The organism is Pseudoalteromonas sp. Scap25 (genome assembly GCF_013394125.1).
GTDB lineage: Bacteria > Pseudomonadota > Gammaproteobacteria > Enterobacterales > Alteromonadaceae > Pseudoalteromonas.
Genome location: NZ_CP041328.1, coordinates 463,008 through 484,159, shown reverse-complemented (window position 1 = coordinate 484,159; position 21,152 = coordinate 463,008). Strand labels below are relative to the sequence as shown.

Genomic DNA, 21,152 nt, shown 5'->3' with positions numbered 1-21,152 from the left:
AGTAATGCTCAGACTTATTGAAGCACATAACTTCCAATATGAGCGTATACACGTGTGAAAAAACAGCGAAGCTGCGCACGTGCTTGTGACCCAGCGATCGTTGTTATACCGCGATTTTTGCACGATTAACGGTGGTGATAAAATCTTCTGGCGAATTTACACCTAAATATATTTTTGTTTTTCCATTTATAGGAGAACAGAGTTTGATAGCAACATTAGGAACACCAAAGTAGTTAAATCGTTTTACGTTGCGCGAACGTTTCACAAACGAATTATTTAGACTTATTTCAGATACGTTCTTTAATGGTATGGTTAAAGGCGCATAAAGTCCGTAACGAATGATTAAGTTTATCCCATGGATTGAAATGGGGCGTTTACCAACGGCTTTGTATTCGGCTAAGAAAAATATAAGTCCGAACAACGTAAGTCCTGTTGTGATATTTGCGGCGATGCTTGACCATAAAAAATGAAGGAGTAAGTGGACAAGTGGAATTTCGATAATAATAAGGAGTATAAAGCCAAATAGGTTACTCTGAGCACCATCTTTTTTATCGTAGAAAAAATGCTGATCGCCACGATATGCGCTACTTTTTATTTGCGATGCAAAAAGTGCAAAGCTCCAGACGCGCCCTTCAATTGACAGAATTGAGCTGAACAGCGATGAGCCGAAAATTTTCTCGATAGGATTAGCTACGGCTAAATCTGGATCTTCTTTGTTCACAAGTGAAGCTTGGACAGCTAAACATACAGTAACTAATGCTGTGACTTCCAAAACAAGAATGATGGCTAAGACAAAATAACGGCCACTCTCGAGAAAATGAAAAATAACTTTATTTTGTTCGGGAATGATAAGGCTTCCTATGAACACAGAAGTACAACATAAAATAGCCGTTTTCAAAAGAGCTTTTTGTTTATCGGATTCGCAAAGAAAGCACAAAATTGGAAGTACCAAGAGTGTGTCGAGCATAAATAGCCACTCATATTTAGCATTTCCATATTCGTTAAGCGCATTTGACGATGCGTAATAATACCACCACCAAATCGATATAATAGTTAAAAACGCCAGTGGAATTTTGCTTTTTATGTTCGGTTTCATGACACCCTTTAAGCGGTTAAAGAAAGCTGGCTATACTTGAGCGAAGCGAACAACCAGCTTTTTGTGTCCGCCCTGAAAACCCTTGTTATGTGTTGGACTCTTCGCTAGTACTCATTAGAACCAAGCGGAACTCACCAAAGTTTTTACCAAGAATAAGCTTTAATGGAATGATTGAAATTCCTAGGCCTATTAAGAAGCCAATAGGTTGAACAATTAACTTAATCGTATCAGTAGAGGCACCAAGCATACCTAGAATAAAACCTAAAACACCACCGACAATAGCGCCAATAACAACAGCTCCAATAATTGCTATGATGTTACGCCAAATATATGACCACCAAATTCGAGCGGCTCGTTTCCATGTTATTTCTAATTCCATTTAATACCCCTTAGTTTGATTGAGATTGACACATAACGCCCCATTAATGGACAAATATCAGTTAGTCAAAATATGCGACAGGAGCAAAAATCAACAGTTATTTGTCCCTGTTTAATGACTTATTAGGGGTAATTACCACCTTAAGTAACCATGCTAAAAATATTGCCATAAAAATAGCAAAGTAGTCGATTAAATACCCTTGACCATTTGAGAAATCACCAAAGGGAAAGGAAATTGTTATAGGAGCAATATGTGGAATTAAGCTATCACTTCCAACACTCCGAATACTCTGAAAAAGAAATAAGATCACAGAAACTAATATTCCAGTACGGCTTCTTATAAAAGTACCATATGCACCATAAGCCGGTATTAATACATAAAGTACGGAACAAATGATCAACCTTTCAATATTCTCAAAGTCTGAAAATATAGTCACTCCCAAACCTATCAATGTAAATAAGGCCAGAATTGAACTAGCAACTTTGAATTTCACTTTACTCCTAACGCCTTACTAATGGGCGCAAAAATGCTTGGCTAAACTCTGTAGCTTAGCGGAACCGAGCAAACGGTTAGCAGTCCCATGCTTAATGCGCTTGTTATTTTTCACGGTACTCGGACTGAATTAAACCAAAGCATTTAAGGTCGTGAAACTGGTTTTTCCAGAAACCACTTTGGCGTCTTACACCTTCCTCTTTGAAACCAACCTTTAGAAGTAGTGATTCAGATGCTAAGTTCCCCGGAACAGTATCCCCTTGTATTCGGTTAAGTTTACCGCAAGATAGTTCACCTAAAAATGCAGCTTTAACTATTCGATGGACTGCTTCAGTGGTCAAACCCATGCCCCAATACTGAGGCAACAAATCATACCCAAGTACGGCATTTTTCATTTTTGGACTCCAAGTATTAAAGCCACAAGTTCCGATAAATTTATCTGTTTCTTTTAGGCGAATAGCCCAACGAATACCAGAGTTTTCATTAAAGCGAGAGTTAAAGAGCTCTATTAAGTTGCTCGCTTGTGATAGTTCAGTGAAAGCTTCCAGATCATAGTATTCGACAACTGAATTGTCAGAGAATAACTCAAATAAGCTATTTGAGTCTTCTTTGGATAATTTATCTAACCTTAAGCGATTTGTCTCTAAAACTGGAAATGACAACCTGAATCCTCCTTGAAATATAACGCCGCGTTAAGCGGACAAAAATTGTGGGTTATAATGTGGAGCGAAGCGAAACGTAACCCACTGTTTTTATTCCGTTTAAACGCCTTGTTATGAGTTTTCACTGCGAACTTTGAGAAAGTATTGGAAAATCATAAGCACGATAGAGGCAATAATAGAAGCTACTACACCAATCCAAAAACCAATCCATCTTTCAGCTTTAGCCGATTCTATTGCTCTAGCTTCTTGTGCAGAAAACAATGCTTCAACTACTTTTTTATCGGCACTAACTAACGGCTCTAGTTTATTTTTTTCTTCGACAAGTGTTTCAAGTGATGTCTGATTATCCGTAACTTGAATTTTTTGCAATTTAATAAATTCAAGCAACTGCTTCAAGCTACTTTCAGTGTTCTCCAATTGTTCAATTTGAGATTTGAAATTAAGGTCTTGGGAGAGTTTGGCTTCACGTTGAATTTCAGCTTGTGTATTAAAGTAGATAGCAAAAACAAAGCCAAGTACACCAATAATAAAAGACAGTATGCTAGTTGTTTTGGGCGATTTTATGTATGCATGAATCCATGCTGTTGCTGCCTGTTTAGCAATCGGATTTGAAAATGCCTCAAGAACTTTATCTGCTTTTTGCATGTTACATTTTCTACAAGCGGCAGCTAAATTTTCGCGTTCATCAGATCCACCTTTACTGCGCGGCATCTTGTGATCAATCGAGCAACTGGATTCATCTAACTTAATTCCACAATATTCACACTTCCAATTAGCTTCATTAAGTACTTGTTGTTTTAAGGCCTGGGTAATTCTCATCGACTTCCTTGATACTCATAACAATTTAATAGTGCGCTCATCGCGCATATCTCTGCCAATGTCACGCTCACTTTTCTATTTTATATAGTTTTAACAAATTACCTAACATATTGCTATCAATAAGTTTTTATTGTTTTTAATAAATACTTAGAGGACTAATATGCGCGCTTGGCTCATTTTCTTGAATATATGAGCAAACGATAGTTTTAACACTTACCTAGATACAGCATTCAATCAAATTGCTTCAACATTCTTTAGTATATTTCATGTGCACTTTGTAACCATTAAATGCTACGTTAGATGTAACTATATTGAAGGAATAAATTATGAAACTTGAGTCTTTAGCGTTGCACCATGGTTATGAATCTGAAGCCACCACTAAATCGGCGGCGGTGCCAATTTATAACACCTCTTCGTACACCTTTGATAATACCCAGCATGGCGCTGATTTATTTGATTTAAAAGTGCCGGGTAATATTTATACCCGCATAATGAACCCGACCAATGCGGTACTTGAGCAGCGTATTGCCGCGATGGAAGGCGGCATTGGTGCGTTGGCTGTGGCCTCGGGTATGGCGGCGATTACCTATGCGATTCAATGTTTATGTGAAGTGGGCACTAATATTGTAAGCACCAGCCAAGTGTATGGTGGCACTTATAATTTATTTGCTCACAGCTTGCCGCGCCAAGGTATAGAAGCGCGAATGATTAAAGCCGATGATTTTGACGGTTTTGAAAACGCGATTGATGAAAACACCCGTGCGGTTTTTTGCGAGTCAATTGGTAATCCTGCTGGGAATATTGTTGATATTGCTCGCCTTGCGAAAATTGCCCACAGTAAAGGGGTGCCTTTAATTGTAGATAACACCGTGGCTACGCCGTATCTGTGTCGTCCATTTGAGTTAGGTGCCGATATTGTGGTGCACTCGCTCACTAAATACATTAACGGTCATGGAACCGCGATTGGCGGCATGATTGTTGATTCGGGCAAGTTTGACTGGAAAGCCAATGCAACCCGTTTTGCGATGATGAATGAGCCTGATCCGTCGTACCATAATGTAGTGTATACCGATGCATTTGCTGAGGCGGCGTTTATTGGCCGTTGCCGTGTTGTCCCACTTAGAAATACCGGTGCGGCGCTTGCGCCTAAAAACGCCTCTGATATTTTAATTGGCCTTGAAACGTTAGGGCTAAGAATGGATCGTCACTGCGAAAACGCGCAAAAAATTGCTGAATACCTAGAGAGCCATCCTAAGGTGCTTTGGGTTAATTATGCGGGATTAAAATCAAGCCCGTATAACGAAATAAGCCAAAAAATTACCAATGGTAAAGCGTCAGGTATTTTAAGTTTTGGTATTGCCGGTGGCCTTGAAGCCGGTACGCGGTTTATTGATGCTCTAAACATGATTTTACGTTTAGTAAATATTGGCGATGCTAAATCGCTGGCGTGTCATCCTGCATCGACCACGCACCGCCAATTAAATGATGAAGAGCTGGCCAATGCGGGCGTTAGCCGCGATTTAATTCGGTTATCGGTGGGTATTGAAAACATTGACGATATTATTGCCGATGTAAGCCAAGCGCTTGATAAGGCCTAAATCGTACAGTAAATACCTCAAACTTTTTTGAGGTATTTATTTTTGCAATTAAAAAGGAGTGCCGATACATGAAATTTTTAATTTTTCTCGGTTCGGTTAGAAAAAGTACCCCACCTAAGCCTGCGCGTTTAGGGGAAAGGGTAGCGAAAGCATGTGAGCGTTGTTTGCTTGAGCATTACTCTGAGCATGAAATAGAGCTTATTGATCCGCTCGATTATGATTTAGACCCTGTGTTTAAACCGCACTTTGCTTATTTGCAGGCTGAGGTACCTAAACAGCTTGATGCCTTAGCGGCAAAAATTAAAGCCAGCGATGGCTTTGTTATGGTAAGCCCTGAATATAATCATTCTATGAGTCCGGCACTCGCTAATTTGCTAAACCACTTTGGTAGTTCTTTATTTGGTTATAAACCTAGCGCGATTGTTACTTATTCTGCAGGGCAGTGGGGCGGCGTACGTGCTGCTGTTGGCATGCGCAGCTTTTTAAGTGAACTGGGTTGTTTACCGGTATCAGCAATGATCCATGTACCAAAAGCGCAAGATGTGTTTATTGAAAGTGGTGACGCAAATAATGCGACAGAGCAAACATCGTGGGATAGCTATTTTTCGCGCACCTTTAATCAATTAATTTGGTGGGCAGAAGGTGCTAGCAAACAACGTGAAGCGTTAGATCCTAAGCAGTTAAGCAAAGATTTTAAACGTGACCCATCACAGCGTAATGCGCCTTAACGGTTAAAAATTTAAGCTAGTCTTTTTTAGCATCTTCACGAGGGGAGGCCAATATTGCTTGCTTTTGTTCGTCAGTTAAAATAATCCAGTCGAATATTTCGTCGCTGGTGCGACCGCACCCAGTACAGTAGCCATTCATTCTATAACATTCACCGATACAGTCTGTTTTTAAATGAGTGGATTGTTTACTGGGTGTTTGGCGCATACATTCTCTCGTCATTATTTAGTGGCGACGGGCTTTCCTACTTCTAAAGAGGTCGACCAAGTTTTAATTTTTGATAACGTTTTGCTGGTATAAACAGAAATAACCGGCGACTTATCATCAAGTACAAAGGTGGTACGCAGCGACGTTTCTGACTCTTTTTGTGTTTCTAACCAGTTGTTTGTTTTAGTTAAACATTGGCGAGTGAGTTCAATTGCTTGTTGATGCATAGCTACCGCTTGCTGTTGATCTTTGTAGCTTTCTTGGCATTGATAGGTCACAGTTTGATTGTTAAAACTAGTCACTTGGCAGTTATCGCCAAAAACGTTGTACTTTGCAGTCCACACATCTAAATATGAGTTTTGTACTTTAGTGTCTTTTAACGCATCAAAGCGATTATCGAATTCGGTTATTAAGCCATCCATTTTTTCACAGGGCGTTAAGCTGTCTAATTTGGCTTTTTGTTCACTGGTTAAACTGCTACAGCCAGATAAAATAAGGCCCGTGAGTATAAGCGATATATAAGTTTTCATAGTGCGCTATCCTTTTGTAATTGCTACCAAGGATACCTAAGGTAGAGAATAAATGCTATTGAGAGTCTGAATTAAAAAAGAAAAATTATGGCTTTTTATAACGATGTGCGCCAAATAATGGCGCACACAGTAATCGTTATATTTACTTATGACGACCTTGTAGGCAAGCAGCTACACCAGTGAGCTCTAACCCTTGTCGTTGTAATAGTACAACAAGGTGATACAACAAATCGGCCGATTCGTTGTAAGTTCATTGTTATCGTGTTTCATTGCTGCAAGTGCCACTTCTACACCTTCTTTACCTACTTTTTGACAGCTACGGCTTAAGTCTTCTGCGAACAGTGACGCAGTGTAGCTTTTAGCGCTTCGCTGTTCATAAAGCCTTGCATTAAAATTACGCCAGAGCGGACATCTTGAACAATGGCAGGGATCATCTCGCTTTTAGCGAAAGCAACTTGAGTTTGGTTTTCTAAGGTTACTTGCATAGTCTTGCTGCCACTTGGTTATCGATTAAAAATTGTTTTAGTTCACCGATGTTTATCACGTTTTTGTAAAAAAACACTGGCTGCGAGCGTACCATCTACTTGGCTTTGTTGAAATACATCAACAAAATCTTGCATGCTGCCTGCACCGCCTGAGGCGATTAAAGAAATATCACACAGCTGGCGTATTTTGCTGAGTTGCTCGTTGTCGTAACCGTTGCGAACACCATCTTGGTTCATACAACTTAAAACGATTTCGCCTGCACCTAAGTCTTGTACGCGTTTAACCCATTCTTCGGTTTTATAACGGGTGCGGCTTGACGCATTAGGATCGCCAGTAAGCTGATAAACTAGATATTCACCGGTTGTTTCGTCAAAAAAGCTGTCAATGCCAACAACTACACACTGTTTGCCAAACTCATCATGTAATTCTTTTATTAGCTCTGGACGCGCAATTGCAGGGCTATTAATACTGATTTTGTCAGCGCCACGTTCAAGCACACGAGCTGCATCGGCCACCGATTTAATACCACCGGCTACACAAAATGGAATATCGATATGGCGGGCAATGTTTTCCACCAAATTGACATCGAGTAGGCGTTTTTCAACACTTGCACTGATCTCGTAAAACACCAGTTCATCAGCACCGACTTTGCTGTAAGCTTTAGCTAGGGTAAGTACATCGCCAACCACTTCGTGGCCTTTAAATTTAACTCCTTTAACGACTTAGCCGTCTTTTACATCTAAACAAGGAATTATGCGTTTTGATAACATGAGAATGCCTAGTTTTTAAAATTTTGATTTGAAATAAAGCTGTTTTTACATTTATCGTTTGTATGACTAAATAGAAGACACATAGACTGCACTTGATATGTTATTTATTTGATAAATTTGAATAGTTAATTTAATGAATGAATCTTAATGCATTACTATGCAATGAATTCTTAGCCTCACCACATAATAGAACTCCGGCTATGTTAATACTTGAAGCTAGAACTTAAAGTGATAATTAATGCCTTAAAAAAATATCCGCTTCAATGCTTATTTAAATTTATAAAATACTAAAATTAAAATGTTTATTTTGAAAAAGAATAACCGTATCTGAGGGCGTTTTTAGCAGCTATAAGGTTTGAAAGGTATGTTGTATATGCAGTATTTTTTAAAAGTTAATTGTGATAATTATATGAATTATTTTGCTCAAAGCTTATAAAAAGGCCATGACTTACTACTAAGCATGGCCATATTTTTGTTGGCGTTTAATTAGTTGCCTGTTCGTCTTGTTTAACATTCATAAAAATGGCGTATAGAACAGGTATTACGATTAATGTAAGCAAGGTAGCAAACAGTAACCCGAATACTAAAACCACAGACATTGATTGGAAAAATGCATCAAAATACAGTGGAATAACCCCTAACACCGTGGTTAGTGTGCCCATCATTACCGGTCTTACCCGACTATTTGCCGAGTCGATAATGGCATTATATGCAGGTTTACCTTGGCGAATTTCCATGTCCATTTGATCTACTAATACAATGGCATTTTTAATTAACAAACCTGAGAGCGACAGTAATCCTAATATACCCATAAACTCTAGTGGTATTTGTGTGGTTACCAGCCCAAACACAACACCAATTAAGGCTAATGGCACAACAAGCCAAATAATAATTGGTTGTTTTAAAGCATTAAATAACACAATAACAATCAGCACCATGGCTAAAAAGCCCATTGGAATAGTTGAGGCCAACATTTCGTTAGACTCTTTCGATTGTCCGTATTCGCCATCCCATTCAAGTCGATACCCTTGAGGAAGGTCAATGGCTTCTATTTTAGGCCTTACCCGATTAAATAACTCTGAGGCTAGTTCACCCGGCAGAGGATCCGCTTGAGCTTTTATAGTCCATTCACGGTCTTCACGTTTTAAAATGCCATCGCGCCAGACGGTTTTAAACCCATTGGTTACTTGCGCTAGGGGCAGTGTTTCACCAGTGATATTGCTTTGTACCTGAATGTTGCCAATATCGTTTATGTCGACACGTTCCGATTGTGGTGCTCTAACAATAATAGGAATGAGCTCTTCACCTTCACGATACTGTCCAACCACTTGACCAGAAAAGTTCTGCTGTAAGGCTTCAGCAACCGCTTTACGCGTTACACCAGCGCGCTGCGCATTAATGGCTGAGTACTGTGGTTCAATAACACTAATGCGTTGTCGCCATGTATCTTTAATAGACAAGGCGCCGCCATCATCAATTAATACTCCTTTTGACTGTGCTGCTAGCTCTCTTAATACATCTGGGTCTGGCCCTTTAAATGTGGCTTCTATTTTAGAGCCCCCACCTGGGCCCATTACAAAGCGCCATGCTTTGCCTTGAGCATCAACAAAGTTATCGTCAATGTAATTTTGTACGGTAGGTAAAAGTTTATCTAGCTTTTTGTAGTCATCGACTTTAGCTAAAATTTGCCCGTAAGAGCTGTTTGGTGACTCACTACCATAAATAAGCATGTAGCGAAGCCCGCCGCCGCCAATAAGCGTTTGTATACCTTCAACGCCATTTTGTTGCTTTACAAATTTCTCTAACTTGAGCATATCTCTTTTGGTTTTTTCAATATCGGTACCTTGCGGTAGCCAAAAATCAACCACCATTTGTGGTGTGGTAGAAGCTGGAAAAAATCCTGATTTTACAAATTGAAATCCCCACATAGACACACTAAAAGTGGCAACCACAATGGCAATACTGAGCCAGCGATGATGCAATGCCGAAACCACAACAGATTGATATAACGTCATAAGTTTATTTGGCTTCGCTGAGCCTGAGGTGTCGTTATCTTGCTCTTTAAACAAGCAATAACAAAATAAGGGGGTTAGGGTAATGGCAAATAACCAGCTGTATAACAGAGAAATTAAAATAACCCAGAATAAATGACCGGTAAATTCAGCGGTATCACCTGGGGCAAGACCAATAGGCGCAAAAGCAACAATGCCTACCAAGGTACCACCCAGTAGTGGCCACTTAGTTTGCTTGACGACTTCGCTAGCAATTTCTAACTTTTTACGGCCCTTTTGTGTACCAACTAAAATCCCTTCGGTCACAACTATAGCGTTATCAACCATCATGCCTAGCGCGATAATCAGCGCACCAAGAGAAATTCGATGCATGGGTATGCCGCTCCAATCCATGGTAGCAAGGGTCGCAAAAATGGTTAGCAGTAATACGGCGCCAATAATAATTCCTGAGCGCAAACCCATAAATAGCAGCAGGGTAACCATTACGATCACCAGTGCGACTAAAACATTCACTACAAAGTTGTCGACTGAATCTTGTACTACTTTACCTTGGTGGTAAAACTCATGCACTGTGATACCCAGCGGTCTGAGGTTTTCAGTTTGTTTTACTTTGTCATCAACGCGGTCAAATACTTTAACCACATTAGCACCCAAGACACTGGCGACCCCAAGTGAAATTGCAGGTTTAGAGTTATAACGGACTAACTTGGTTGGTGGGCTTTGAAAGCCACGGTATACATTGGCAATATCTTTAAGATAAATTGTTTTACCTTCACCGCTGGCACTAACCAATAGATTTTTAATGGTATCAACGGAGTTAATTTCTCCGGTAGGGTCGATAAAAATACGTTGATCGCCAATTTGAGTGTTACCAGCGCTCAATACAGCGTTTTGCTCATCTAAAATGCCGTAAATATTATTAATAGAAACGCCTAAAGAGGCTAACTCTTCACGGGCTATTTCTACAAAGATGCCTTCTTGCTGCACGCCTGTCATAGCAACTTTGGCTACGCCCTCTACTTGTAAAATGTCACTTTGCAAATCTTTAGCGTAGGCATGTAACTCGTCGGGTGAGTATCCTTCGGAGGTTATTAAATAGCTTAAGCCATATACATCACCAAAATCATCATAAACTTGTGGCGTGCCAGTACCAGGCGGTAATGTTGGACGTGTGTCATTTATTTTGTTTCTGAGCTTAGTCCAAATAACTTGCAACTCAGATTTAGTCGGGGAAAACTCTGATTTAATCTCTACTTTAATTTCAGATAAGCCCGTAGATGAGGTGGACGATATAGTATCAACTTCTTGTAGTTCTTGAATTGCACGTTCAAGCGGCTCAGTTACCTCCTTTGCTACTTCTAGCGGGCTTGCACCTGAGTAGGAGACAAACACTTGCGCGGTGCGAATTATAAATTCGGGGTCTTCAAAGCGAGGCATGTTTTTATAGGATGAAAAACCAAATCCTAGGGTTAAAATAATGAGTATAGTGCTTATTAACTTATTATTAATTGTCCATTTTGCTAAATCCATTATCGCGCTCCTATGCTTTAGTCCAAGGACGTACTTTCATACCCTCAGTCACATAGTTTGCACCTGCACCAATAATTACATCCCCGGCTTTTAAACCGTCAGTGACAATGAGTTGCTCGCCAATGCCATTTTCAATTTTAACGGGAGCTTTAGAAGCTTGCATTGTTTTAGCGTCAACCGTCCAAACAAAGTGTTCTCCGTTTTGTTCAAAAATAGCAAAGGTTGGCACTAGTAAGCGAGTTGTATTTGAGCTGCTTTCACGGGTGATTTTTAGACTGGCATTCATGCCAGGCAATATATTAAGGTTATTTGGTACAGCAAAGGCAAATCGTACTTCATAGGTTTGGCTCGCTGAGTCGGCTTCTAAATTGGCTCGTCTAAATGTTGCAGGAATGGGAGCAGTTGATACATCTTGTAAAATTACTGAGGCTACATTGTTCTGCTTAGAATCTACTGTGGCCACAATAGACGCGGGAATATTTACCACCGCTTCCATTTCACCTTTACCAAATAAAGTAACAACGTGTTGCCCAGCACTTATGTTTTCAAGCTGCTTTACCGGTACTTCTGCAACAATAGCATCGTAAGGCGCTATAATTTTACTGTCAGATAATGCTTTTTGCGCTGAGTCATATTGCGATTCGGCTACTTCTTTTTTAGATTTTAGTTGCTCTATATCACGTTGTGAAATAACCCCATCTTTAACGAGCTTCAAACCACGTTGGTAATCATTATCGGCTGTTTCAAACTGAATTTTGCTCGACTTGACCTCATTAATAAAGTTTCGTTGTTCTAATACAGCAATTACATCGCCTTTGTTTACGTTTTGTGCAGCAATAACGTTAAGCGCTTCTAACTTTCCGCTAACCTGAAAAGCAAGCTTTGAGCTATTTATAGTGTCGACAGTGGCGGGGTAGGTGAGCGTTTTTGATTGCGAAACATCACCTATGGTTATTAGTTTAACCGCACGCGGTTCGTTTTGTTTTTGTGTGCTGACATCACTTTCTGAGCAACCGGCTAATAAAAGTAGAAACGTAATACTAATTAAATTAAATTGAGTAAAACAACGTGTTTTGATCATATGGCTTACCTTAAATAAAAAGTGCGTTGTTAATTTTTGGCATTTTTTAATCAGTAAAAATTATAAAATAGCCAATTGCGTTTATTTTCGAATTTACCTGAAATGTGTGTTATTAAACTATAACTACTTTAAAAGAAGCAGTAAGGTAGTAGGTAATAAATAACATTCTAATTTCAATAGTTTATTATTGCTGTACCGTTTTGTTTTAATTTGTATGATTTTGTAGAAAGCACCAAAAGTGCAACTTAATACTTGCTTTATGTTGGGCTAAGTATAATTAACAATCAGCATTTTAAAAGCAGACGCCTAAAATATTAGGTATATAGTATTAAAACCACAAACTATACTTTTTACAAATTAAATTGAAATATTAATTGCTTAGGAGCGGTCTTGTAAGAGTGATGTAGGTATTGCTTGATAAAAACACTTCAACTCAAAGCATCACTCAGCAATGGTTAGCCATTATTTTCGCGGGTAATTTTAACTGTGAAAAATTCCAACATAGTCATCAAAAAATAATCATACGAGGTCAAATCCTACCATGAGTAAAAAAATCATCTTAATAGCAATTATTAGCTTATTTTCCCTGACTATTTTGTATTTTACTGGCGCATTTAATCGTGACGCAGTGACTGCACAGCGTTTTGTTAATTTACAGCAAGGTGATAAAACCCATAAGGGATTTCGCCGAGCACACGCAAAAGGTATTTGTTTAGCAGGCTCTTTTGAGTCAACGGGTGAGCTTGCTAAGTATTCGCAAGCGAAGGTATTTGATTTAGGGGCCACTCCTTTTGTAGGTCGCTTTTCTATTGCGGGTAATAATCCAACTGCACCTGATTTAAAAGCTCCTGTGCGTAGTTTAGCGTTTTCTATAACTACTGATGATAACCAAGAATGGCGGGTGGCAATGAATACGCCTCCGGTTATGGCGGTAGCTACGCCAGAAGCGTTTTTTAAACAACTACAAGCACTTTCACCCGATCCGGTGACTAAAAAGCGCAGCCCAGAAAAAATTAAAGCGTTTTTTGCAGCACACCCTGAAAGTGCTGCTTTTAATAACTGGAAAGCAAGCTACACGCCAACCAGTAGCTTTGCCACTGAGCAATACCACAGTATCAATGCGTTTTATTTGATGGATGAAAATGATGAAAAGCATGCCGTACGCTGGATTGCTAAACCACAATTAAGTGATGAAAACATCCAACCACTTAATAATAATTCACCAGATGCGTTGCAGCTACAACTTAAAGACCAAGTAGCTCAGTCTTCGGTTAAGTTCGATATGCTGTTTAGTTTTGCAACCGAAGAAGATGATGAAAACAACCCAACTGTTTTATGGCCACAATCGCGCAAAACCATTAACGCCGGTACGTTAGTAATATCACGCTTGCAAGCACAAGAGGGTGGGGTATGTGAAAACATGAACTTTGATCCGCTGGTATTACCAACAGGTATTGAGCCAAGTGCCGATCCTATTTTACGTGCCCGTGGCGCTGCGTATGCAGAGTCATTTCGTCGTCGTGCTAAAGAAGTACTTTTAAATAATTAATCACAGGAACGAGTCAATGAACACTATTACTAAATACTCAGCGTCGAGTATGCTTATTCACTGGGCAATGGCATTAATTATACTTTCTATGTTATTTCTTGGTTTATCGATGGTACAAAGCTTAGCCGTATGGCAAGTAGAAGCTATACAACTACATAAATCGTTTGGTGTGTTAGCACTGATACTAGTTGCAATAAGATTAATTAATAAAGTACTGTATAAAAGCCCTGCGTTACCCCAAAGTGTGCCTAAAGCACAAGCTTTAGCGGCACATTTAACCCAAGTGGGCTTATATGCGTCTATGATTTTAATGCCAATTTCAGGCTGGTTAATGCAAAGTGCTGACGAACGTTCTGTGAGCTTTTTTGGTATATTTACTTTGCCTAATTTAGTTAGTAAAAATATTGAGACCTATGCATTTTTTCGTGAAGCACATGGCTTAATTGCTTATGCATTTTTACTGTTTATTTTTATGCATGTAAGCGCTGCACTTTATCATGGTTTCATAAAGCAAGATGGCGTATTGGGTTCTATGTTACCGGGTAAGCATAAATAATTTAGTCAAAGTTAATTAGGGGCTGTTGACCTTTTGAGATTAAATTTGCAGCAGTTTGTTTGGTATTTAGGCAAGGAAGAGCCTAAGTAGTGTGAATATTCCACATAAATAGGCGATAACGCAGCATCAATGCCAAACAGGCGCTGCCCGAAGGGTTCTGCCTAGAGGCTATTTACTCTTTGTTGCCTACATGGATGTAGGTAAGGGGCGTGAGCAGGACGCGGAAGCTTTGCTCGGTTTTTACTTATTCTTACATGGATGTAAGCCAGTAGAATAACGCAGGAGCAGTTATCGAGCCCACTAGGTTGCAAACCTCGCGCCGGGATTAAACCGCCCCTAGTTTGAATAAATATTAATCCGCAAAGGTCAGCAGACCCTAGTTAAAGGATACCTAAGGGAGAGAATAAATGCTATTGAGAGGCTGAATTAAAAAGAAAAATTATGGCTTTTTATAACGATGTGCGCCACATAATGGCGCACACAGTAATCGTTGTATTTACTTATGACGACCTTGTAGGCAAGCAACTACATCAGTGAGTTCTAACCCTTGGCGTTGTAGTAGTACAACGAGGTGATACAACAAATCGGCCGATTCGTTGGTAAGTTCATTGTTGTCGTGTTTCATTGCTGCAAGCGCCACTTCTACACCTTCTTCGCCTACTTTTTGACAGCTACGGCTTAAGTCTTCTGCGAACAGTGACGCAGTGTAGCTTTTAGCTGGATCATCATTTTTACGCTCAACAATGACATCTTCTAATTGTGCTAAAAAGCTTAAGCTTGGTTTAGCATCATCGCCAAAGCAGCTTTGTGTGCCTAAGTGGCACGTTGGGCCCTCTGGGTTAGCCATTACTAAAATTGAGTCGTAGTCACAATCGGTATGAACCGATACCACGTTTAAAAAGTTTTCTGATGATTCGCCTTTGGTCCATAAACGCGATTTAGAGCGCGAATAAAAAGTCACTTTATTACTTTCAAGTGTTACTTTAAGCGCTTCGCTGTTCATAAAGCCTTGCATTAAAATTACGCCAGAGCGGGCATCTTGAACAATGGCAGGGATCATCTCGCTTTTAGCGAAATCAACTTGAGTTTGGTTTTCTAAGGTTACTTGCATAGTCTTGCTGCCACTTGGTTATCGATTAAAAATTGTTTTAGTTCACCGATGTTTATCACGTTTTTGTGAAAAACGCTTGCTGCCAATGCGCCATCGACTTCGCTTTGTTTAAATACATCAACAAAATCTTGCATGCTGCCTGCACCGCCTGAGGCGATTAAAGGAATATCACACAGCTGGCGTATTTTGCTGAGTTGCTCGTTGTCGTAACCGTTGCGAACACCATCTTGGTTCATACAATTTAAAACGATTTCGCCTGCACCTAAGTCTTGTACGCGTTTAACCCATTCCTCGGTTTTGTAACGGGTGCGGCTTGACGCATTAGGATCGCCGGTTAATTGATACACTAAGTATTCGCCGGTTACTTCATCGTAAAAACTGTCAATACCTACAACAACACATTGCTTACCAAATTCATCGTGTAGCTCTTTTATGAGTTCAGGGCGTGCAATAGCAGGGCTGTTGATACTTATTTTATCGGCACCACGCTCTAAAACCCGTGCTGCATCGGCTACCGATTTAATACCGCCAGCCACACAAAATGGAATATCAATGTGGCGGGCAATGTTTTCAACCCAGTTAACATCAAGTAGGCGTTTTTCAACACTTGCGCTGATTTCGTAAAAAACCAGTTCATCGGCACCAGCATCGCTGTATGCTTTTGCCATTGTTAAAATATCTCCCACTATTTCATGGCTTTTAAATTTAACGCCTTTTACTACTTGGCCATCTTTTACATCTAAACAGGGGATTATGCGTTTTGATAACATGCTAACGCCTCCTCAACACTAAATGCGCCATCAAGTAGTGACTTACCTAAAATTACGCCACCCACACCAAGTTCATTGAGCTTTTTAATATCATCTAACGAGCTTACCCCACCTGAGGCTTGCACTTTAATATTTGCATTATGATTAATTAAATCTTCATAAAGCGCAAAAGAAGGGCCTGACATGGTGCCATCTTTGCTAATGTCCGTGCATAAAAAGTCAATAACATCCAGAGCAACGTAAAAATCAACAAGCTCAAGTAAACCAAACTCAGATTCACTTAGCCAACCGTGAGTAGCAGGTGCCCATCCTGTGGCTGTTTTATTTACATCAAGGGCAATTACAAAGTGCTCGGCGCCAAATTGTTCAATCCAGGCTTTTACTTGCTCGCGTTTTTCTACCGCCATTGAGCCAATAACCACTTGGTTAGCACCGGCTTTTAGCCAATCGCTCACGTCTTGCTCTGAGCGAATACCGCCGCCCACTTGGTACGGTACATTAAGCGCTTTAGTTGCAGCTTGAATATGTTGCCACTGTTTTTTACTTGGATCGCGTGCGCCTTCTAAATCTACAAGGTGTAATTTACCTGCGCCGCTGTCGGCGTATTCTTTTAACCGTGCGCCAAGCTCGAAAGGATAAAACTGGGCGGTGTCGTATTTACCTTGGTATAAACGAACAATTTGATTTTGTAATACGTCTAATGCTGGAATAATCACAAATAATCTCTTTATTGTTGGTTAATGGGCTGTTTATAACTGCCAATCAACAAAATTTTGTAATAAACGGGTGCCTACTTTTGCACTGCGCTCAGGGTGAAATTGCATGCCAGCGTAGTTGTCTTTAGCAACTATGGCCGAAAAGGTTTGGCCGTATTCGCCGCTTACAAGTGTTGCGTCGTTTACGGTGTGCGCAAAGCTATGAACAAAGTACACTTGCTCGTCTTGTGTTAACCCTTTAGTAAGTGCATGCTCTTTATTAATGCTTAAGTTATTCCAACCCATATGCGGCGACGTTAAACTGCCAACATCAAGGGCTTTTACTTGCCCTGGTATTTTACCTAAGCACTGCACATTACCTTCTTCGGTGCTTTCGCACAGTAACTGCATACCTAAACAAATTCCCATTAGCGGGCGCTGATATTCGTTAATTGCTTGCTGCCAACCATTATCAACCAAACGCTTCATAGCAACTGATGCATGGCCAACACCGGGTAATATTGCACGTTCAAAGCCTTTTAACTGCTCTGGTGTGGTAATTACCGTTGGCGTTTGCCCTAAGCGTTCAAAGGCAAAACGCACTGAATTTATATTGGCACACCCGGTATTAATTATGGCAATCATAAACATCCCTTAGAGCTGGCTGTTTGTTGGCTGGTGTCTTGTGCTACTGCCATACGAAGAGCACGTGAAAACGCTTTAAATAAGCCTTCTACTTGGTGATGACAGTTACCGTCACTCACCGATAAAATAAGGCTAATAGCGGCATTATCGCTTAAGCTTTTAAAAAAGTGCTCAACCATTTGTACGTCTAAATCACCGGCTTTTTCACGGCTAAAGTTAGCGTTTAATACAAATGAAGCGCGACCCGATAAATCAATTTGTGCCTCTGCTTTACATTCATCCATTGGCAGTGCAAAACCATAGCGCGCTATTTGCGATTTAGTGCCAAGCGCTTGTTTAAGGGCAACACCTAAAGCAATACCAATGTCTTCAACAAGGTGGTGCTCGTCTATGTGTAAATCGCCTTCGGCTTTAATGTTTAAACCAATGTTGGCGTGCGTGCGAATTTGATCCAGCATGTGATCAAAAAAGCCAAGGCCAGTGTCTATGCTGCCATTTTTCGTTTGATCAAGGTTAACCGCTACATCAATTTGCGTTTCTTTGGTGTTACGCGTAACACGGCCTTCGCGGTTGGCTGTGGTTAGCTTGGTAACAATGGCAGGCCAGCTGCCATCGTACAAAATGCCTTCACAACATAAGTTTTGCGCAAGGCCAATATCGGTTTGGCGATCGCCAATTACATATGAACGTGCTAAATCAACTTTGCCTGAGCGCATAAGTTCAGTTAATAAACCCGTTTTAGGTTTACGGCAATCACAGTTTTGTTCATCAAAATGTGGGCAAATTAATACTGACTCAAAGCTAATGCCTTGGCTATGCAGTATGTCCATCATTTTGTCTTGAGCAATATCGAAATCGGCAGTTGGAAAGCTGTCTGTGCCCAAGCCATCTTGATTCGATACCATCACTAAGCGATAGCCTGCTGCTTGCAGTTGCAATAAGGCAGGAATGACACCTGGTAAAAACGCTAGTTTTTCAAGGCTGTCGACTTGTTTATCGGTGATTGGCTCTTCAATAATAGTGCCATCGCGGTCTATAAATAAATAGGGGTTACTCATGATACTTCCTGTTGTGCTGCGGTTTGTGGCAATTGCAGGCCATCTAACCAAATTTTTACTTGTTCTAATTCTTGCTCATTACCAATTGAAATACGTAGCCAATCATCTTCATTAAATAAGGTGAAGGCGCGCATTACTAAGCCTTGTTTAAGCGCTTGTTTAAAGTAATCCTTGTTAGCTAACTTTAAAGTAACGAAGTTGCCTTCACCAGTGAGTATTTTTAATACTGCAGGGGAGGCGTTTAACCAGTCAATAAGCTTTAACTTTAAGCTATTTAAAATCGTTACTTGGCGACGCATTGAGGTAATGGCATCAGGGGCAATGGCTTGTGCTGCAATACTGGCCACCACACCCGATACCGGATACGGTGCAATGACTTTACGAATAGGCGCTAATACACTGGCCTGAGCGAGAGTAAACCCTGTTCTTAAACCCGCGAGTGCGAATGCTTTTGAGAGTGTACGAAGCACAACAATGTTACTAAACTCGTTTATAAGTTGTGTTGCACTTTGCTCTGGACAAAACTCTATGTAGGCTTCATCAACAATCACTAATGCTTTACCTGCAAGCGCAGTGGCAATGGCTTTTACTTTATCTAGCGGCGTTAAGCTTCCAGTTGGATTATTTGGATTACAAATAAACACTAGTTTTGAGCTACCCACAGCGGCAACTATTTCATCCACGCTGCCATTTAATAAAAGCGCTTGTGTTAGGCCATTGATTGCGACGTTGTGTGTATCGGCCGTTACTTTGTACATACCATATGTTGGTAAAAATAGTGCAATACTGTCTTTTGACGGTTCACAGTAGGTACGTACTAATAATTCAATGCCTTCATCTGCGCCGCGAGTCATTAATACATTTTCGTTTTCAAGCTCAGCATAGGCAGCGTAGCGGTCAATGACCAATTGAGGCTGAGGATCGGGGTAACGATTCAAGTCTTCAATTGTTATTTCAAGGTTTTTAGCATACGGGCTTTCATTCGCATTGAGCCACGTTGTACCGGTTAACTTTTCACTTTTAGCTGAGCTATACGCAGCAAGCGCTGCAATATTATCAGGTAATAAGCCGCTATCATTGCTCATTTTTTATTGCCTCTAAACGAATTGAAACCGCATTAGCGTGGGCATCTAGGCCTTCTGCATCTGCTAAGGGTAAAATAGCTTTTGAAAGCTCAGTTAAGCCACGTTTACTGATAGTCTGTACTGTGTAAGTACGGAAAAAATCAAGTAAATTCAAGCTAGAATAAGTTGCACTGTAACCATAAGTGGGTAACACGTGATTAGTGCCTGAGGCATAATCGCCCGCTGACTCAGGGGTGTAATCGCCAACAAATACAGAGCCTGCATTCTTTACTTTATCTAAATAAGGAGTGGCATCTGCAAGTTGTAATATTAAGTGCTCTGGCCCATATTGCGCTGATACGTCAAACGCTTGAGCTACTGAATCAACTAGAATAAGTGACGAATTAGCCAATGCCTGTTCGGCAGTGTTTTTTCGGCTTAAGTTGGCAAGTTGACGTGTGAGTGCATCTTGCGTTTGTTCAATAATGGTTTCACTGTTACATAATAAAATAACTTGTGAGTCAGCCCCGTGTTCTGCTTGAGAGAGTAAGTCTGCAGCAATAAACTCTGGGTTTGCACGTTCATCTGCAATCACTAACACTTCTGATGGCCCTGCTGGCATATCAATCGCCATACCTGGAATCGTTTGTGCGACTAACTGTTTTGCCATAGTGACAAAGCTGTTACCTGGACCAAAAATTTTATTTACTTTAGGAACAGACTCTGTGCCATAGGCCATAGCAGCAATCGCGCCTGCACCGCCGCTTTCAATAATTGTAGTGATACCACATAATTTAGCGGCATATAAAATAGCCGGGTTAATTGCTTTATCACCTTGTACTGGGGTGGCTAATACCACGGTTTTTGCACCGCTTAACTGCGCCAATACACCTTGCATAATAACCGATGACGGAAGAGGGGCACTTCCGCCAGGTACATAAATACCGACTGCTTCGATGGCTTGATATTTTAGTTCACAGTCAACACCGGGTTGAGTCGATAACTTAATATCTTTTGGCAGTTGCGCTTGATGAAAACATTTCACATTGGCATAAGCGGTATCAATTGCATATTTAAGCTCTGGGCTTAGCATTTTCTCAGCGGCATTAATTTCATCAAGTGGTACACGTAAACGCGGCTTGGCTCTATTATCGAACTCTTTTGCTAATGCAAGTAGAGCGGCATCGCCTTGCGCATTAACTTTTGCCAAAATAGTCTGGCAAATGCTTTCTACTTTTACACTTGCTGATACAGCAGGGCGCATAAGCGCCGCTGCTTGAACTTGTGATGATTCCTCATTCCAACGAAGCATTGTT

Annotated in this window: 20 protein-coding genes and 3 pseudogenes; 5 read left to right on the top strand and 18 right to left on the bottom strand. The window is 40.5% G+C overall.

The window, feature by feature from the left end; translation table 11 throughout:
* Positions 1 to 103: 103 nt before the first annotated feature.
* From FLM54_RS17600 to FLM54_RS17585, 4 genes are all read right to left on the bottom strand, one after another.
* Complete coding sequence (locus tag FLM54_RS17600) at positions 104 to 1,096, bottom strand: hypothetical protein (RefSeq protein ID WP_178957146.1); 993 nt, start codon at positions 1,094 to 1,096, stop codon at positions 104 to 106.
* Positions 1,097 to 1,181: 85 nt separating this feature from the next.
* Positions 1,182 to 1,475 (bottom strand): hypothetical protein, encoded by a 294-nt coding sequence (locus FLM54_RS17595; protein WP_178957145.1) that lies wholly within the window; start codon positions 1,473 to 1,475, stop codon positions 1,182 to 1,184.
* Positions 1,476 to 1,572: 97 nt separating this feature from the next.
* On the bottom strand, positions 1,573 to 1,968 hold the full coding sequence (locus FLM54_RS17590; RefSeq protein ID WP_178957144.1) for a hypothetical protein: 396 nt from the start codon (positions 1,966 to 1,968) through the stop codon (positions 1,573 to 1,575).
* A 103-nt stretch (positions 1,969 to 2,071) separates the two neighbouring features.
* On the bottom strand, positions 2,072 to 2,629 hold the full coding sequence (locus FLM54_RS17585) for a GNAT family N-acetyltransferase (protein ID WP_178957143.1): 558 nt from the start codon (positions 2,627 to 2,629) through the stop codon (positions 2,072 to 2,074).
* 354 nt (positions 2,630 to 2,983) lie between these two features.
* Here FLM54_RS17585 and FLM54_RS19000 point away from each other — a divergent pair, with 354 nt between their 5' ends.
* Positions 2,984 to 3,241 (top strand): DNA repair protein RecO C-terminal domain-containing protein, encoded by a 258-nt coding sequence (locus FLM54_RS19000; RefSeq protein ID WP_372239241.1) that lies wholly within the window; start codon positions 2,984 to 2,986, stop codon positions 3,239 to 3,241.
* A 54-nt stretch (positions 3,242 to 3,295) separates the two neighbouring features.
* Here the strand turns inward: FLM54_RS19000 and FLM54_RS18995 are convergent.
* Positions 3,296 to 3,340 (bottom strand): annotated as a pseudogene (locus FLM54_RS18995) (hypothetical protein); the annotation flags it as partial.
* 434 nt (positions 3,341 to 3,774) lie between these two features.
* Here FLM54_RS18995 and FLM54_RS17575 point away from each other — a divergent pair.
* Positions 3,775 to 5,046 carry an O-acetylhomoserine aminocarboxypropyltransferase/cysteine synthase family protein gene (locus FLM54_RS17575; RefSeq protein ID WP_013463280.1) on the top strand — a complete coding sequence of 424 codons (1,272 nt, stop codon included), beginning with the start codon at positions 3,775 to 3,777 and terminating at the stop codon, positions 5,044 to 5,046.
* Positions 5,047 to 5,114: 68 nt separating this feature from the next.
* A complete protein-coding gene (locus tag FLM54_RS17570) occupies positions 5,115 to 5,774 on the top strand; it encodes an NADPH-dependent FMN reductase (RefSeq protein WP_178957141.1) in 660 nt (219 codons plus the stop codon).
* A 16-nt stretch (positions 5,775 to 5,790) separates the two neighbouring features.
* On the opposite strand, the gene FLM54_RS17565 is transcribed toward FLM54_RS17570, so the two are convergent.
* The 6 genes and pseudogenes from FLM54_RS17565 to FLM54_RS17540 all read right to left on the bottom strand — a co-directional run bounded on the left by FLM54_RS17565 (position 5,791) and on the right by FLM54_RS17540 (position 12,388).
* Positions 5,791 to 5,979 (bottom strand): DUF1289 domain-containing protein, encoded by a 189-nt coding sequence (locus FLM54_RS17565; protein ID WP_075170194.1) that lies wholly within the window; start codon positions 5,977 to 5,979, stop codon positions 5,791 to 5,793.
* A gap of 14 nt (positions 5,980 to 5,993) precedes the next feature.
* Complete coding sequence (locus FLM54_RS17560; RefSeq protein ID WP_178957140.1) at positions 5,994 to 6,509, bottom strand: hypothetical protein; 516 nt, start codon at positions 6,507 to 6,509, stop codon at positions 5,994 to 5,996.
* A gap of 142 nt (positions 6,510 to 6,651) precedes the next feature.
* A pseudogene (gene hisE, locus FLM54_RS17555) lies at positions 6,652 to 6,994 on the bottom strand (phosphoribosyl-ATP diphosphatase).
* Positions 6,985 to 7,765: pseudogene (gene hisF / locus FLM54_RS17550) on the bottom strand (imidazole glycerol phosphate synthase subunit HisF). The pseudogenes hisE and hisF (FLM54_RS17550) overlap by 10 nt, the downstream one beginning before the upstream one ends.
* 482 nt (positions 7,766 to 8,247) lie before the next feature.
* Positions 8,248 to 11,307 carry an efflux RND transporter permease subunit gene (locus tag FLM54_RS17545; protein WP_178957139.1) on the bottom strand — a complete coding sequence of 1,020 codons (3,060 nt, stop codon included), beginning with the start codon at positions 11,305 to 11,307 and terminating at the stop codon, positions 8,248 to 8,250.
* A gap of 10 nt (positions 11,308 to 11,317) precedes the next feature.
* Complete coding sequence (locus FLM54_RS17540; protein ID WP_178957138.1) at positions 11,318 to 12,388, bottom strand: efflux RND transporter periplasmic adaptor subunit; 1,071 nt, start codon at positions 12,386 to 12,388, stop codon at positions 11,318 to 11,320.
* Positions 12,389 to 12,929: 541 nt separating this feature from the next.
* Here FLM54_RS17540 and FLM54_RS17535 point away from each other — a divergent pair.
* Positions 12,930 to 13,937 carry a catalase family peroxidase gene (locus FLM54_RS17535; RefSeq protein ID WP_178957137.1) on the top strand — a complete coding sequence of 336 codons (1,008 nt, stop codon included), beginning with the start codon at positions 12,930 to 12,932 and terminating at the stop codon, positions 13,935 to 13,937.
* A gap of 16 nt (positions 13,938 to 13,953) precedes the next feature.
* Positions 13,954 to 14,493: a cytochrome b gene (locus FLM54_RS17530; RefSeq protein WP_178957136.1), complete on the top strand. Its 540-nt coding sequence runs from the start codon at positions 13,954 to 13,956 to the stop codon at positions 14,491 to 14,493.
* A 496-nt stretch (positions 14,494 to 14,989) separates the two neighbouring features.
* Here FLM54_RS17530 and hisIE read toward each other — a convergent pair whose 3' ends face one another.
* From hisIE to hisD, 7 genes are read right to left on the bottom strand one after another with little or no spacing between them, the layout of a single operon-like run.
* Positions 14,990 to 15,604 (bottom strand): bifunctional phosphoribosyl-AMP cyclohydrolase/phosphoribosyl-ATP diphosphatase HisIE, encoded by a 615-nt coding sequence (hisIE, locus tag FLM54_RS17525; RefSeq protein ID WP_178957135.1) that lies wholly within the window; start codon positions 15,602 to 15,604, stop codon positions 14,990 to 14,992.
* Positions 15,595 to 16,374, bottom strand: coding sequence for an imidazole glycerol phosphate synthase subunit HisF (gene hisF / locus FLM54_RS17520; protein WP_178957134.1), 780 nt, complete (start codon positions 16,372 to 16,374; stop codon positions 15,595 to 15,597). Before hisF (FLM54_RS17520) ends, hisIE begins: the two co-directional genes overlap by 10 nt.
* On the bottom strand, positions 16,356 to 17,090 hold the full coding sequence (locus FLM54_RS17515; RefSeq protein WP_178957133.1) for a 1-(5-phosphoribosyl)-5-[(5-phosphoribosylamino)methylideneamino] imidazole-4-carboxamide isomerase: 735 nt from the start codon (positions 17,088 to 17,090) through the stop codon (positions 16,356 to 16,358). Before FLM54_RS17515 ends, hisF (FLM54_RS17520) begins: the two co-directional genes overlap by 19 nt.
* Positions 17,091 to 17,123: 33 nt before the next feature.
* Entirely contained in the window at positions 17,124 to 17,714 is a 591-nt protein-coding gene (hisH, locus tag FLM54_RS17510) for an imidazole glycerol phosphate synthase subunit HisH (protein ID WP_075170186.1), read from the bottom strand.
* Positions 17,711 to 18,772 carry a bifunctional histidinol-phosphatase/imidazoleglycerol-phosphate dehydratase HisB gene (gene hisB / locus FLM54_RS17505; RefSeq protein ID WP_178957132.1) on the bottom strand — a complete coding sequence of 354 codons (1,062 nt, stop codon included), beginning with the start codon at positions 18,770 to 18,772 and terminating at the stop codon, positions 17,711 to 17,713. Before hisB ends, hisH begins: the two co-directional genes overlap by 4 nt.
* Positions 18,769 to 19,857 (bottom strand): histidinol-phosphate transaminase, encoded by a 1,089-nt coding sequence (gene hisC, locus FLM54_RS17500; protein WP_178957131.1) that lies wholly within the window; start codon positions 19,855 to 19,857, stop codon positions 18,769 to 18,771. Before hisC ends, hisB begins: the two co-directional genes overlap by 4 nt.
* Positions 19,847 to 21,148 (bottom strand): histidinol dehydrogenase, encoded by a 1,302-nt coding sequence (hisD, locus tag FLM54_RS17495; protein WP_178957130.1) that lies wholly within the window; start codon positions 21,146 to 21,148, stop codon positions 19,847 to 19,849. The genes hisC and hisD overlap by 11 nt, the downstream gene beginning before the upstream one ends.
* Positions 21,149 to 21,152: the final 4 nt, after the last annotated feature.